The 13,764-nt window shown below is 62.4% G+C and carries 12 protein-coding genes; 6 read left to right on the forward strand and 6 right to left on the reverse strand.

Going from position 1 to position 13,764, the window contains the following annotated elements; genetic code table 11:
- Window positions 1–10 precede the first annotated feature (10 nt).
- Window positions 11–2,605, reverse strand: coding sequence for a TIGR02302 family protein (locus LB541_RS18190; protein WP_224619239.1), 2,595 nt, complete (start codon window positions 2,603–2,605; stop codon window positions 11–13).
- Window positions 2,606–2,723: 118 nt separating this feature from the next.
- Window positions 2,724–3,665, reverse strand: a complete 942-nt coding sequence (locus LB541_RS18195; RefSeq protein WP_224619242.1) for a threonine/serine dehydratase — start codon at window positions 3,663–3,665, stop codon at window positions 2,724–2,726.
- 50 nt (window positions 3,666–3,715) lie between these two features.
- Here LB541_RS18195 and LB541_RS18200 point away from each other — a divergent pair, with 50 nt between their 5' ends.
- On the forward strand, window positions 3,716–4,018 hold the full coding sequence (locus LB541_RS18200) for an ArsR/SmtB family transcription factor (protein WP_140513877.1): 303 nt from the start codon (window positions 3,716–3,718) through the stop codon (window positions 4,016–4,018).
- A gap of 22 nt (window positions 4,019–4,040) precedes the next feature.
- Here LB541_RS18200 and lysA read toward each other — a convergent pair whose 3' ends face one another.
- From lysA to argH, 3 genes are all read right to left on the reverse strand, one after another.
- Entirely contained in the window at window positions 4,041–5,309 is a 1,269-nt protein-coding gene (gene lysA, locus LB541_RS18205; RefSeq protein ID WP_140513876.1) for a diaminopimelate decarboxylase, read from the reverse strand.
- A 68-nt stretch (window positions 5,310–5,377) separates the two neighbouring features.
- Window positions 5,378–5,584 carry a lipoprotein gene (locus LB541_RS18210; protein ID WP_140500798.1) on the reverse strand — a complete coding sequence of 69 codons (207 nt, stop codon included), beginning with the start codon at window positions 5,582–5,584 and terminating at the stop codon, window positions 5,378–5,380.
- A gap of 140 nt (window positions 5,585–5,724) precedes the next feature.
- Window positions 5,725–7,125: an argininosuccinate lyase gene (gene argH, locus LB541_RS18215; RefSeq protein ID WP_140513875.1), complete on the reverse strand. Its 1,401-nt coding sequence runs from the start codon at window positions 7,123–7,125 to the stop codon at window positions 5,725–5,727.
- 36 nt (window positions 7,126–7,161) lie between these two features.
- Here argH and tlpA point away from each other — a divergent pair, with 36 nt between their 5' ends.
- Window positions 7,162–7,842, forward strand: a complete 681-nt coding sequence (tlpA, locus tag LB541_RS18220) for a thiol:disulfide interchange protein TlpA (protein WP_140513874.1) — start codon at window positions 7,162–7,164, stop codon at window positions 7,840–7,842.
- A gap of 191 nt (window positions 7,843–8,033) precedes the next feature.
- Here tlpA and LB541_RS18225 read toward each other — a convergent pair whose 3' ends face one another.
- Window positions 8,034–8,792 (reverse strand): Crp/Fnr family transcriptional regulator, encoded by a 759-nt coding sequence (locus LB541_RS18225; protein ID WP_140513873.1) that lies wholly within the window; start codon window positions 8,790–8,792, stop codon window positions 8,034–8,036.
- A 260-nt stretch (window positions 8,793–9,052) separates the two neighbouring features.
- Between LB541_RS18225 and LB541_RS18230 the strand changes: the two genes are divergently transcribed.
- From LB541_RS18230 to ugpB, 4 genes are all read left to right on the forward strand, one after another.
- On the forward strand, window positions 9,053–9,376 hold the full coding sequence (locus LB541_RS18230; protein ID WP_140500802.1) for a circadian clock KaiB family protein: 324 nt from the start codon (window positions 9,053–9,055) through the stop codon (window positions 9,374–9,376).
- Window positions 9,360–10,853: a circadian clock protein KaiC gene (gene kaiC / locus LB541_RS18235; protein WP_140500803.1), complete on the forward strand. Its 1,494-nt coding sequence runs from the start codon at window positions 9,360–9,362 to the stop codon at window positions 10,851–10,853. Before LB541_RS18230 ends, kaiC begins: the two co-directional genes overlap by 17 nt.
- Window positions 10,850–11,974 carry a two-component system sensor histidine kinase NtrB gene (locus tag LB541_RS18240; RefSeq protein ID WP_140525435.1) on the forward strand — a complete coding sequence of 375 codons (1,125 nt, stop codon included), beginning with the start codon at window positions 10,850–10,852 and terminating at the stop codon, window positions 11,972–11,974. Before kaiC ends, LB541_RS18240 begins: the two co-directional genes overlap by 4 nt.
- 395 nt (window positions 11,975–12,369) lie before the next feature.
- Window positions 12,370–13,674, forward strand: a complete 1,305-nt coding sequence (ugpB, locus tag LB541_RS18245; protein ID WP_140633277.1) for a sn-glycerol-3-phosphate ABC transporter substrate-binding protein UgpB — start codon at window positions 12,370–12,372, stop codon at window positions 13,672–13,674.
- Window positions 13,675–13,764: the final 90 nt, after the last annotated feature.

Genomic DNA, 13,764 nt, shown 5'->3' on the forward strand with positions numbered 1-13,764 from the left:
GCGGCGATCCCTATTTCAGTTCCAGCAGCCGTTCCAGATAGCTGCGCTCGATATCGGGGCTGAGCGCATTGCCGAGCCGCTTGCGGATCGCTTCCAGGATCTGGCGGGCGCGCTGTACGTCGATCTCGTCCGGCACCTTCACCGAATCGCCGAAATCGGGACCCTGGCTGGCACGCGGCCGGCCGAGCGGATCGCGATCGGCGTTCTGCTGGCGACCGCCTTCCTGGCTGCCGCCTTCGTCGCCCTGCATCGCCTGCATCTGCTTCATCATGTCCTTGGCGCCCTTGCGCAGCGCCTCCAGCGCGCGCCCCTGGTGGCCAACGGCCTGATCACCTTCACCATCGCCCAGGGCCTGCTCGGCATTGCCCATTGATTTGCCGGCCTCGCCAAAGCCTTCATTGGGCTCCATGCCCATGCCCTCGAGCCCCTTCTTCAACTGCTCAAGGTCGTTCTTCAGCTGGCCTTGGCCTTCCTGCAACTGCTTCAGCGCATCGGCGAATTCCTGCGGCGTCATCGGCTTTTGCCCGGCGAGCGGATCGCGGTTCTCGCCTGCGCCCGGCTTGTCCTGACCCTCGCCGCCGCCTTCGCCGAACTGTTCATCGCGGTTCTGGCCGCGCTGGCGCTCGCCGCGTTGCATCTGGTCCATGCGGAAGGTGTCGTTCATCATCTCCTGCTGGCGCCGCAGGATGTCGCCGAGCTTGTCCATCTGCTGGCGCAGCTGGCTGTCCTGCTGGCCACCCTGCTGCTGGCGGCCGGCCTGGAGGTTGTTCATCATGTCCTGCAGCTGCGACAGCAATTGCTGCGCCTTGTCGCGATCGCCGGACTTCGCCAAGTTCTCGATCTGGTCCATCATGCGGTCGATGTCGCTCTGGCGTAGTTCCTGGCCGTTCTGCTGCATCTGCGGGGCGTTGGGATTCTGCTTGGCGCGCTCGGCGAATTCCTGCAGGAACTGGTTCATCGCCTCGCGCAGTTCCTTCATCGCCTTTTCGATCTCCGCGTCGCTGGCGCCGTTCTTGATAGCATCCTGCAACGCCTGCTGCGCCTGGCGCAGCCGCTTCTCGGCAGCCGAGAGATTGCCCTCCTCGATGCCGAGCGCGATTTCCCAGAGATAGGAGACCTCGTTGCGCAACTGGTCGTCGCTGTCGGCCATCTTCAACCGGCTGCGCGCGCTCATGATGGCGAGGTAGTGGGACATGTTGTCGAACGTGTCCTCGGGCCGCAGCGTGATCGCATCCATCAGGTCGAGCACGCGCGGCTTGGCGTTGGCGTCGAGCGCCAGCAGGCGGCGCTGCTCGATAACGGCCCGCGCCAGCGGATTGGAGAACGGCCGCTCCGGCATCACCAATGTCTTGGTTTCGCTGCTCGCCGTATGCCCGGCATCGTCGGTGGCGACCAGCGTCAACTTGATCTCGGCGCCAGCCCAGACGTGCTCGGTCAGGTCCTTCGAGGTCCTGGCGGCATTCGCCTTGCCGCCGCGGCGCGGCAGCGTCAGCGGCATGTCAGGCGGACCGTAGAGCGGACGCGCATCGGGAGCCTGCGGATCGGCGAGCGCGAACACGGCCTTGGCGTTGGCGGCGCCATAATCGTCGTCGATCTGGTAATTGAGCTCGAAAGCGCCGTTGACAGCGCGCTTCGGCTCGCCGACGAAACGGATCTGCGGCGGCTTGTCCGGGATCACCGCGAAGGCCCAACGGCCGAGTTGGTCCTCGCCCGACTTCAGCGTCAGCGTGCCATCGCTCGTCAGCTTGCCGATGAACTGGCGCACTTTGGATTGCGCTGCCGGGCTTGCCGCCGGCTTGGCCGCGGCCGCCTGCGGGTCGGCGGGATCGATGGCGCGGGCATTGCCATCCTTGTCGGCATAGGCAAGCGTCTCCTCGCCCGAGCCGCCGGTGACGCGCAGCGAAACATCACTGCCTTCGGGAACGTGGAAAGCCGGCGCCGCCTGGTTGGCGTCTGCCGTAAGGAAGATCGGCGGCTTGCCGGTATAAGCGGGCGGCGTCACCCATGCATCGATCCGCGGCGGCACGGCGTCATGCGCGTCCTGGGCGCTGAACGCGTCGGCTATCCGGCCACCAGTCGGTCCGAAGGAAAAAGCGAAGGCGGTGACGAGCAGAAGCGCTGCCACGGCGCGCAATCCCCAGGGATCGCGTTCCGGCACGCGCGTGCGCGGCACGTCGGCGCCGAGGCTGTCGAGCCTGTCGGCCATGCGCTTCTGGTGCTCGCGCCACAGCGCCTGCGAGAAGCTGCTTTCGCGGCCGCTCGGCCGGTCCGTCTGGGTCTGGACGGGGTGGTGCAGCAAGTGATTGGCCGCCTCGATGCGGCGGTCGATCTCGGCGCCGCCCGGCATGTGGAAAAAGCGTAGCGGATAGAGCGCGGCCAGTGTCGCAACGCCGAAGGCGGCGACCAACCCGATGCGCGCCGCATCGGGCAGGCGCGGGAAAAGCCCTAGCCAGGAAATGCTGAGAAACAGGCTGGCGACGACGAGAAGCGGCAGCAGGAGCGGCCAGCCCCGTTCGACCATCATCGAGACCCGCGTCGCCAGCCGGCTGAGCGCCAGGCGCCCGGCAAGACCGCGATCGCTGCTGAAGATCGGTCGTTCCGTCATCGGCCCTTCCACGGGAGCGGGCGGGATGGCCCGAACCTCACGACTCGAAGAATACCCAGCAAACGCGGCGAAGGCGAGGCAGTTCCTGAAAAACGTGAAGGAGAGAAAGGCGCGGCGATCAGAATTTCGCCGGATTTGCGTTCGCGCCGCAGACCAGGACGGCGACCCGTTCGCCGGGTGCCGGCGCATAGCGGCCGGACAGGATGGCGCCGAAAGCCGCGGCGCCACCGGGTTCCGAGATGATCCGCACCCGGTCCCACAGCGCCTTCTGGGCGACGACGATCTCGTCGTCGCTGACCAGGATGGAGCGTTCCACGAAGGCCTCGGCGATCGGGAACATCATCTCGCCGACGCGTTTGGGCGCCAGGGAATCGGCGGCGATGCCCTCGGCCGGCGCATCGACCGGATGGCCGGCCTCGAGGGCGCGATAGAGTGTCGGCGCGCCCTCCGGTTCGACGGCGACGATGCGGATACGGCCGGCGAACCAGGCGGCGATGCCGCCGATCAGGCCGCCGCCGCCGACGGCGACCAGCAAAGTGTCGATCTGAGGCAGGTCGTTCTCGATTTCCAGCCCGAGCGTGCCTTGCCCGATAAGCGTTTCCTCCTGGTTGAAAGCGTGGATCTGCAAGGCGCCGGTTTGCTCGGCAAAACGTTCGCTGGCGGCTAGCGCCTCGGCATAGCGGGCGCCGCCGACGACCAGCTCGGCACCGTAGCTGCGAATGCGCTCCAGCTTGGCCGGCGGGCTCACTTCCGGGACGAAGATGGTCGCCCTATGGCCGAGCCGCATGGCGGCATACGCCACCGCCGCGCCATGATTGCCGCCCGAGGCGGCGACGACACCGGCCTCGGGGACCTGCCGCTCGAGAAGATTGGTGAACGCGCCGCGCGCCTTGAACGAACCGGAATGCTGCAGGCATTCGAGTTTGAGATCGACCGCCAGCGGCGGCCGGTCGAAGTCGGCCATGTCGACGCGCAGCACCGGCGTGTGGCGCACATAGCGACGGATGCGCGGTTCCATCATCGCGATGCGTTCGCGCGTTATGGTGTTGCCGTTGGTCATGGCCATCTCCTTGGGATTGACAGCAATCAGTAACTTGGCAAAATGCCTAAATGCAAGAGGTTGACGTGTTCAAGGCGATTGCCAACGAACGAAGGCTGCGGATCCTCGACTGGCTGAAGGATCCGCGCGCGCATTTCCCGGCCCAGGCGGATGGCGATCTGGTCGAGGACGGCGTCTGTGCGCTGCTGATCGCCGAAAAGCTCGGCATTACCCAGGCGACGCTCAGCGAGCACATGCGTGTGCTCACCCAGGCAGGGCTGTTACGGGCCAAGCGCATCAAGCAATGGACATTCTATCGCCGCGACGAGGACAGGATCGCTGAGACAAGAGCGCTCATCCAGAACCGGCTATAGCTAGGACCGCCTTCGGCGGCTTCTATGCAAGCCAGTCGGGGATCGAATCCAGCCCGATCAGTTCGTCATAGGTCTGGCGCGGGCGCACGACGTGGAAACGATCGCCGTCGACCAGCACTTCCGGCACCAGCAGGCGGGTGTTGTAGGTGCCCGCCTGTACCGCGCCATAGGCGCCGGCGGTGGCGATGGCGACCAGGTCGCCGGACTTGAGCCTTGGCAGGTCGCGGTCGAGGCCGAGATAGTCGCCGGTCTCGCAGACCGGGCCGACGATATCGACCGTCATGCGCGGCGCGTCGGCGGGCGGCAGCACCACCGGTCTTATGTCGTGGAAAGCGTCGTAGAGCGTCGGCCGGATCAGGTCGTTCATGGCGGCGTCGACGACGAGGAAATTCTTGGCATCGCCTTCTTTGGCGAAGATCACTTGCGAGACGAGGATACCGGCATTGCCAACGATCAGCCGGCCCGGCTCGAACATCACCTTCAAGCCAAGCTTGGTGACGTGCTTGCGGACGATCTGCGCGTAGGCGTCGGGGAGCGGTGGCGGGTTGTTGTCGACGCGGTAGGGAATGCCGAGACCGCCGCCGAGATCGACATGCTCGATGGCATGGCCGTCGGCGCGCAGCGCGCCGACCAGTTCCACCAAAAGCGCGAAGGCATCGTCGAAAGGTTGCAGCTCGGTGATCTGGCTGCCGATATGGGTGTCGATGCCGGTGACCTTGATGCCCGGCAATTCAGCCGCGCGCGCATAGACCTGACGCGCCTTCTGCCATGGGATGCCGAACTTGTTCTCGGCTTTGCCTGTCGAGATCTTCTTGTGCGTCCTGGCGTCGACATCCGGATTGATGCGCAGCGAGACCGGCGCCACCTTGCCCAGGGCAACGGCGCGCGACGAGAGCAGTTCGAGTTCGGGCTCGGATTCGACGTTGAAGCACAGGATGCCGGCTGCCAGCGCAAAGTCCATCTCACGCGCGGTCTTGCCGACGCCGGAGAACAGGATCTTGCTGGCCGGGATGCCGGCTGCCAGCGCGCGCCGCAACTCGCCTTCCGACACCACGTCGGCTCCGGCGCCGAGCCTGGCCAGGGTTTTGAGCACCGCCTGATTGGAATTCGCCTTCATGGCGTAGCAGACCAGTGCATCGAGCCCGGCAAATGCCTGGACGAAGACGTGGTAGTGCCTGGTCAGCGTGGCCGTCGAATAGCAGTAGAATGGCGTGCCGACGGTTGCGGCGATGTCCGATATCGCCACGTCCTCGGCATGAAGCACGCCGTCGCGGTAGTCGAAATGGTTCACGAGAGTGGTTCCGAAAAGTTGGAGCAGGGTAGGAGCGGGTTTAGCACTCTAAACCGCTCTGACCGGCTCTAGAGCAGCGGGTCGAGAATGAACTTCTTGTCCGCGACCGGTTTTTCCGGTTCCGGCGGCACGGGTTGGTGTGCCTTCTCGGCGTCCTTGCGCGCCTGCACGGCCGCCTCGTAAGGCGTGTCGAGACCGGACCTTCTGCCGCAAGCCGTAACGGCGGCAACCGCCGCAAGCAGCGTCAGTGTCACCAAAATCCTGCTTCCGGTCATCGATCCATCCGTCCGAAACTTTTTTCCGCCGCTGCTTTTAGCCGAGTTCTCGGCGCATTGCACCCTGGATATTGCCGTTGCAATATCGTGGATATTGGCGGTTGCAATATCCGGGATATGGCTGGCCGCAATGTCCGGCATCACGCCTTGGCCAGCCGCTTTTTCCAGTAGCGGATCTGCTTCCTGACTTCCGACGGTGCGGTGCCGCCGAAGGAGGTGCGGCTCTTCACAGAGTTCTGCACGGCCAGCACCGAAAAAATGTCCTTCGTGATGCCGGGGTGGATCGACTGCAAGTCTTCCAGCGCAAGCTTCTCCAGGCTCAGCTTCTTCTCTTCGGCCAGCGCCACCGCCCGTCCCGTGACATGATGCGCTTCCCGGAACGGCAGGCCGAGTGTGCGCACCAGCCAGTCGGCAAGGTCGGTCGCGGTTGCGTGGCCGGAGCCGGCAGCCTTCTTCATCGCCGCCGCGTTCACCGTCATATCGGAGACCATGCCGGTCATCGCCGCCAGCATCAGGTCGAGCGTCTCGGCGGCATCGAACACCGATTCCTTGTCTTCCTGCATGTCCTTGCCATAGGTCAAAGGCATGCCCTTCATCACCGTCAGCAGGCCGACCAGATGGCCGGTGACGCGCCCGGTCTTGCCGCGCACCAGTTCGGCGGCGTCGGGGTTCTTCTTCTGCGGCATGATCGAGGAGCCGGTGGAGAAGCTGTCCGACAGCCTGATGAAGCCGAATTGCGGCGTTGACCAGATGATGATTTCTTCCGCCAGCCGCGACAGATGCGTGGCGCATATGGCCGCCAGTCCCAGGAATTCCAGCGCGAAATCGCGGTCCGAGACGCTGTCCAGCGAATTGCGCATGGGCTCGCGGAAGCCGAGCGCACTGGCGGTCTGGTGGCGGTCGATCGGAAAGCTGGTGCCGGCAAGGGCTGCTGCACCGAGCGGGCTCTCGTCCATGCGTTCGATGGCGTCGCGCACCCGCGACAGGTCGCGCGAAAACATCTCGACATAGGCCATGCAGTGGTGGCCGAATGTCACCGGCTGCGCCGCCTGCATATGGGTGAAGCCCGGCATCACCGTCGCGGCGTGCTGCTCGGCCCGCTCCAGCAACGCACTGATGAGACCCTTCAAGGCCTCGGCGACGCGAAAGCACTCGTCCTTGACCCAGAGCCGGAGGTCCACTGCAACCTGGTCGTTGCGAGAGCGGGCCGTGTGCAGCCGGCCGGCGGCCGGACCGATCAGCTCGGCGAGGCGGGCCTCGACATTCATGTGGATGTCTTCCAGCCTGGTCGAGAATTCAAACGTGCCCGCCTCGATCTCTTTCAAGATCGTGTTCAGGCCGTGAGCGATTTTCTCTTGATCGGCCGCCGAAATAATGCCCGTTTGCGCCAGCATCGCGCTATGGGCGATCGAACCTCTGATGTCCTGCGCATAGAGTTTGCGGTCGAACGAGATCGACGCGTTGATCGCTTCCATGATCGCGGCCGGACCCGAGGCAAATCGTCCGCCCCACATCTGGTTGCTGGTCTTCTTGTCGCTCATGGCTATAAAACCCGTGCTCGGAGCAGTTTTGAGAAAATGGCAGACGGAAACAGATTTTTCCCGGCCCCGCGCCTGATCCTCGCCGCCCTGGTGGCGGGAGCGCTGGCCGGCGCGGTCGCGGTATATGTCAGCGAGAGCCGGTCTGGCAACAACGCCGCGTCGCAAGTCGCCGTCGGCGACAGCAAGGACGATGTCGCCTGCGCTGCCAAGAGCGAACGCGCCAAGAAGATCGCCGCAGCCGCCACCGGCGAGGTCGCGGCGCTCTTGCCAGCCGATCCGCCGCAATCGATGAAGAGCCTCGCCTTCAACGGCCCGGACGGCAAGCCGATGACCATCGCCGACCGTGCCGGCAAGACGGTGCTGCTCAATCTGTGGGCGACATGGTGCGCGCCATGCCGCGCCGAAATGCCGGCGCTGGACACCTTGCAGAAGGAGAAAGGCAGCGATGCGTTCCAGGTCGTCGCCGTCAACGTCGATGCCGGCGACGACGTGAAGCCGAAGAAGTTCCTCAAGGACACCGGCGTCGAGGCACTCGGCTATTACAGGGATTCGACGATGGCGCTGTTCAACGAGCTCAAGACGCGCGGCCTGGCGCTCGGCCTGCCCGTCACCATGCTGATCGACGGCGAAGGCTGCCTGATCGCTCATATGAACGGCCCGGCCGAGTGGTCGGGGCCGGACGCCAAGCGGCTTGTCGAGGCCGCGCTCGGGTCTTGAAGAGGCTGGGACAAGGCTGGGCGCAAGCGCGGCCTGACCACGCAACGGTCCCGCCCAGCCCATCCGCGTCGGCCTGAGCCGACCCGGTCAATTCGTCGAATGCCTGGATCGGCGCCGGCTTGCCGAGATAGTAGTCCAAGCCTCGGCGTCCAGGGACTCACCTTAAGGACATATATGGCGAGCCGTTTGTGCTATCGGCCAGACGAGCCGTTGGTCGGCAGGGGATAGACGCCCTTCAATACTTCGTCGAAGTGATGACTGACCGCCGCATTGCACTCGCAAGCAAGCCACCGCAGGCCGTCGACCTTGCGAACGACGATCCGGGCACGATGGGTCTCAATGAGACCGTGTTCTTTCAGATCGCGTATGACGCGGCTCAAATAGCTCCGGCCGACTCCGAGCATTACGGCGAGCTGTTCTTGTGTCAGCGCCAGATCGGGAGTGCCCGTCCGATCAATGGCGGCCAGCAGCCATTTCGCTGTCCGTTGCTCGATCGAATGCGCGGCATTGCAGGCGACGGACTGGAACATCTGCGCCATCAGGCAGTCCGCGTACCGCGCGAACAGATTCCGTAGCGTCGACGACCTGGACTTCGCCTCTTCAAGGTTAAGCAGGTCGATGCGGAAGAACGAACCTCCCAATTGTACTTCAGCGCGAGCGTAAGCTGGGAGCCTGCCTTGGCTGACAACTCCGCCAATTGCCCCTTCTCGTCCGACCAGAGCCGTCTCGATCGCACGCCCGTCGCTCAGCACGACGAGATAGGAAATCAGGCTGGGACCTCTCGGGAAGTATGCATGGCGAACCGTGTCACCAGGTTCATAAAGCAGTGTTCCGGTGGGGGCCGACCACTCATCCAGCCAAGGCTCGAGGATTGCCCAATCTGCCGCGGTGAGTGCCCGCAGAAGATTGTTGCCGATCATGCCGGAGTCTATGTGGGCGCGGGCTTCCATTTACACTCCTCCGAACGATCGCTTGCGGCCATATCCCAATAACCGGAGAAATGTCCACTAGTGCGCAGACGCGCAAAGCGCGAATGTCTAAGAAGTGACAGGGGTGCTGATCCAGGCCCCATCGAGCGCGAGCTGTGGCGCGTCGGCTCCAGGCGAAATGCTAGAAGATCGCCCAAGGCGGACAACAAAGCCCTGCGGTTGAATTGCTGGCGTGTCGCGTAGAGCACGTCGATACTGAACCCGTGCAACCAGCGTGAGATATGAACCCGGAACAACCGCCCGCTTCAGGGGCCCATCCCCTTCTCCGGCTCTACATCGCCGGAGACACGCCCGGTGCTCGTCGGGCACTGGAAAGCCGCCTGAAGATAATCGAGGAGATGAGCGCATCCATTGAAATCCAGATCTTCGATATCCTGGAACATCCTCATGAGGCGGAGCGAGCAGGGATACTAGCAACGCCGACGCTCTCCGACGAATCCGCCGATCCCCCGCGCCGTCTGGTGGGCGACATCAGCAATATCGCTCAGGTTCTGGACTATTTCGGTTTTCGCAAGAAGGATGATATTCATGACCGCGACGGATGAGATCTCTATCGACCCGGTTCTTGAACGCGTCAATACAGGGATCGAGGCTTTTGACGACTTGGTGATGGGTGGCTTGCCGCGCGGACGCACCACCATCGTGGGCGGCACGCCCGGTAGCGGCAAGACCGTATTCGCCACGCAGTTCCTGGCGCATGGCATCACCGGTCTCAATGAGGCCGGTGTCTTCGTCACTTTCGAGGAGTCGCCAACCGAGATCGAGGTAAACATGGCGAGCTTCGGCTGGGACATCCGCGGCTGGCGAGCGGCGGACAAGCTTGTTTTCGTCGATGCGAGCCCGCGCGATCAGGACCAGGTGGTTGTGGGCGATTTCGACCTCGCCGGTCTTCTGACCCGCATTCTGCACGCGAGCCGAAGCGCCGGGGCAAAGCGCATCGTGCTCGATTCGGTTACCCAACTTTTCGATCATTTCGTAGCCGAGCAGACGGCAGTGCGCCGCGAACTTCTACGTATTGCGACCGCGCTGAAGAAAGAAGGGCTGACGGTCCTTATGACCGCGGAACGCAACAGTGAATATGGTGAAATCTCCCGTCACCGAATAGAGGAGTTCGTCGCAGACAATGTCGTGATCCTTCGCAATGCCCTTGATCGCGAGCGCCGTCGGCGGACCATAGAAGTCCTGAAAATGCGCGGCAGCCGTCACGTTGAGGGCGAAGTGCCCATAACGCTGGTCGCCGAACAGGGCATCGTAGCTGTGCCTCTGTCATCGTTGCGCCTGGAGCAGCAATCAAGCACGAAACGGGTCACCAGTGGTAATTCCGAACTCGACAAAATGTGCAGCGGCGGGTTCTTTCGCGACAGCGTAACCCTTGTCAGTGGAGCCACAGGCACCGGAAAGACTCTACTTGTCACCAACTTTCTAGCAGGCGGAGTGGCTGCGGGCGAACGCGCCTTGCTCGTCGGCTATGAGGAGAGCCGCGGCCAGCTTTTCCGCAACGCGCGTAGCTGGGGCGTCGATTTCGAAGCGATGGAGGCGGATGGTCGCCTGAAGGTAGTCTGCCTTTATCCGGAAGCGCAGAGTTTGCCGGATCACCTTCTGATGATCCGCGAACTGGTGGCGGAGTTCAAACCCGATCGCATGGCAATCGACAGCTTGTCGGCATTGGAACGCATCGCGCCAGAAACCGGGTTTCGTGAGTTCTTGATCAGCGTCACCTCCTTCATAAAGAAGCGCGAAATTGCCGGCCTTTGCACCGCTACCAACAAATCGCTTGTCGGAGGCCAGAGCGCTAGCGAGCAGCATATTTCCACACTCACCGATTCGATCATTCTGTTGCGCTACATTCAGCAGGAAGAATTCATGCATCGCGGCATGATGGTGCTGAAAATGCGCGGCAGCGAACACGACAAACAGATACGGCGCTTCACCATCGACAGTGGCGGTATGCATCTTGGAAAGCCCTTTGACAGCGCGCCTGATGTGTTCGGCGACTCCGCCGTGGACAACACGTCGACATGAAGAGCGCCTTGAATACGGCGCAAAACGCCGCCGAAATGCTGGAATCGCCCGGAGATACATCTCCGGCTGGCATCAGCCAGCTCAGCTTTCGCCAGTTGATCGAAAATACCGCCGACGGGATGCTGGTGGTCGATTTGGACGGAACAGTGCTCTATGCCAATCCTGCGGCAGCCGTAATTTTTGGACAGCCGCTTGACGAACTCCTCCACGTTCCGCTCGGCCGTCCGGTCGTCTCCGGAGAGATCGCCGAGATCACCGTTCACCGTTCCGGCCGCAAGCCGGCAGAAGTGGAAATGCGTACGGTCGAGGTTACCTGGGACAGCAGGCCCGCATTGCTTGCCAGCCTGCGCGATGTCTCGGCCCAGCGATCAAGAGAAGAAAACGCACGCCAGTCACAAAAGCTCGAAGCCATTGGACGCCTCGCAGCTGGCATTGTCCATGACTTCAACAACCTACTCGCCGTTTTCGGGTCTGGCCTTCGGCTTCTGGAGAAACAGATCGCTAAAGATCCTGCGGATGAGAAAGTCGCTCTGCTGGTCGAGGAGATGTTCAGGCGGATCGAAAATGGAGGAGCGCTAACACAGCAACTGCTTGCCTTTTCGCGACGCCAATCCCTGGTCCCGGAACAGATTGATCTCAATGAACGTATCAAGGGGCTGACGACGCTGCTGGAACGGACGTTGGGGAGCGGCATCCGGGTACAATGCAATCTGGATCCAGCCTTGGACCCTATCCTTATCGATGCCAACCAGCTCGACATCGCCGTTCTTAACCTTGCCGTGAACGCCAGAGATGCAATGAAAGGCAATGGCACTCTCACGATTGAGACCAGCAATTTTCCAAATGATCTGGAGGATTTGCGTTCAGCGGCGGCTTCATTTGTTCGCGTGACTGTACGCGATACCGGCTGTGGAATGAGCAAGGACACCCTGGCGCGCGTTTTCGAACCATTCTTCACAACAAAATCGGAAGGGCAGGGTACGGGACTCGGGCTAAGCCAAGTTTACGGCTTCATCAAGCAATCCGGTGGGCATGTCCGAATCGATAGCGAAATCGGTCAGGGAACAAGCCTGCATCTCTACTTGCCGCGCGCTTCTGGAACCGAGCGGCAGCAGAACTGAGCGGCGGCAGACCCATTCCCGGCCAGCAGACTGATTGGCCGATGTCAAATCCGTCAGGCTGAGCGCGGGACGGGAATTTCCACGCATCGACCGAGCATTAAACCGACGCCTTTTTCAGCGTTGTCATGTCAGTGTTGTCATGTGCTGTTAGACGCCGTCCGTCGGTGAGGTCGCTGACCGTCTCGAGACAGGTCCCTGGTACATCATTCAAGCAGCAAGCCGCTATGCAATCCTTTTCCGGGTCACTTTCATCCGGAAGTGAACGCTACTTTAGCCGGACATGAAGTGCGCCTGCCCGCAACAAAACCGTTGTCCGCTGCGCGCGAACGACACATAGTGCCATTGCGGGAGTGCCCCTTTCGCCAATGACAAGCAATGAGAACGGGAGACGAAACATGAAGTTCTTTGGCTTCGCGGCCGGTGTCGCCGTGACCCTGCTTTCCACAACCTCCGCCTTCGCCGTCACGCAGATCAGCTGGTGGCACGCCATGACCGGCGCCAACGCAGAGGTCGTCGACAAGATTTCCAAGGATTTCAACGCCAGCCAGGGCGACTATCAGATTGTTCCGGTTTTCAAGGGCACCTATCCCGAAACGCTGAATGCCGGCATCGCCGCCTATCGCGCCGGCCAGTCGCCTGACATCATCCAGGTGTTCGATGTCGGCACCGGCGTGATGATGGCGGCCCGGGACGCGATCAAGCCAGTGGCAGAGGTGCTGACCGGCGCCGGGATGGACTTTGACAAGAGCCAGTATCTGCCAGGCATCGTCGGTTATTATTCGACGCCGGACGGCACCATGCTGTCCTTCCCCTACAACTCCTCCTCGCCGATCCTCTACTACAACAAGGACATCTTCCAGAAGGCGGGGCTCGATGTGAACAACCCACCCAAGACCTGGAACGAGGTGTGGGAGGATGCCAAAAAGATCAAGGCGAGCGGCGCCGCCGCTTGCGGCTACACCTCGACCTGGCTGACCTGGATACACCTGGAAAACTTCGCGGCGTGGAACGATGTGCCGTGGGCCACGCAGCAGAATGGCCTGGCCGGCGGTGATGTCGAACTCAAGATCAACTCGCCGATCTTCGTCAAACATTTCCAGGCGCTCGCCGATCTGGCCAAGGACGGCACCTTCAAATATGGCGGGCGCACCTCCGAAGCCAAGCAGATATTCCTCGCCGGCGAATGCGGCATCTTCACCGAATCCTCGGGCGGCCTAGGCGACATCGTCAAGTCGGGCATGAACTACGGCATTGGCCAGTTGCCCTATGACAGCGACGCCAAGGGCGCGCCGCAGAACACGACGCCGGGCGGTGCCAGCCTTTGGGTCTTCGGCGGCAAGTCCGACGAGGAGTACAAAGGCGTCGCGGCTTTCTTCGCCTATCTGTCCAAGACCGATGTGCAGGAATATCTGCACCAGAAATCGGGATACCTGCCGGTGACGCTCGCCGCCTATGAGGCGACGAAAAAGTCCGGCTTCTACGACAAGAATCCCGGTCGCGAGACGCCGATCCTGCAGATGACGGGCAAGGCGCCGACCGACAATTCGAAGGGCGTGCGGTTGCCGAACTTGCCGCAGGTGCGCGACATCCAGAACGAGGAGTTCGAAAAGATGCTTGCCGGCCAGGAAACCGCCCAGCAGGCGCTCGACAATGCGGTCACGCGTGGCAACGCGGCGATCAAGGAAGCGCTGGGGAATTAGGGCGCGTCCGAACCTATCGAGTTATAGTCCTTGCTCTACGAGGCCCCCCTCTGCCCTGCCGGGCATCTCCCCCTGAAGGGGGGAGACTGG

It is taken from the genome of Mesorhizobium sp. BR1-1-15 (assembly GCF_020165475.1).
Taxonomy (GTDB): domain Bacteria; phylum Pseudomonadota; class Alphaproteobacteria; order Rhizobiales; family Rhizobiaceae; genus Mesorhizobium.

Excerpts from the sequence above, each read along its gene's own strand:
- LB541_RS18225 (WP_140513873.1), bottom strand. The coding sequence starts at position 8,792 with ATGGAAGCCCGCGCCCACATAGACTCCGGCATGATCGGCAACAATCTT.
- argH (WP_140513875.1), bottom strand. The coding sequence starts at position 7,125 with ATGAGCGACAAGAAGACCAGCAACCAGATGTGGGGCGGACGATTTGCC.
- kaiC (WP_140500803.1), top strand. The coding sequence starts at position 9,360 with ATGACCGCGACGGATGAGATCTCTATCGACCCGGTTCTTGAACGCGTC.
- LB541_RS18240 (WP_140525435.1), top strand. The coding sequence starts at position 10,850 with ATGAAGAGCGCCTTGAATACGGCGCAAAACGCCGCCGAAATGCTGGAA.
- LB541_RS18190 (WP_224619239.1), bottom strand. The coding sequence starts at position 2,605 with ATGACGGAACGACCGATCTTCAGCAGCGATCGCGGTCTTGCCGGGCGC.
- LB541_RS18230 (WP_140500802.1), top strand. The coding sequence starts at position 9,053 with ATGAACCCGGAACAACCGCCCGCTTCAGGGGCCCATCCCCTTCTCCGG.
- ugpB (WP_140633277.1), top strand. The coding sequence starts at position 12,370 with ATGAAGTTCTTTGGCTTCGCGGCCGGTGTCGCCGTGACCCTGCTTTCC.
- LB541_RS18195 (WP_224619242.1), bottom strand. The coding sequence starts at position 3,665 with ATGACCAACGGCAACACCATAACGCGCGAACGCATCGCGATGATGGAA.
- LB541_RS18200 (WP_140513877.1), top strand. The coding sequence starts at position 3,716 with ATGCAAGAGGTTGACGTGTTCAAGGCGATTGCCAACGAACGAAGGCTG.
- tlpA (WP_140513874.1), top strand. The coding sequence starts at position 7,162 with ATGGCAGACGGAAACAGATTTTTCCCGGCCCCGCGCCTGATCCTCGCC.
- LB541_RS18210 (WP_140500798.1), bottom strand. The coding sequence starts at position 5,584 with ATGACCGGAAGCAGGATTTTGGTGACACTGACGCTGCTTGCGGCGGTT.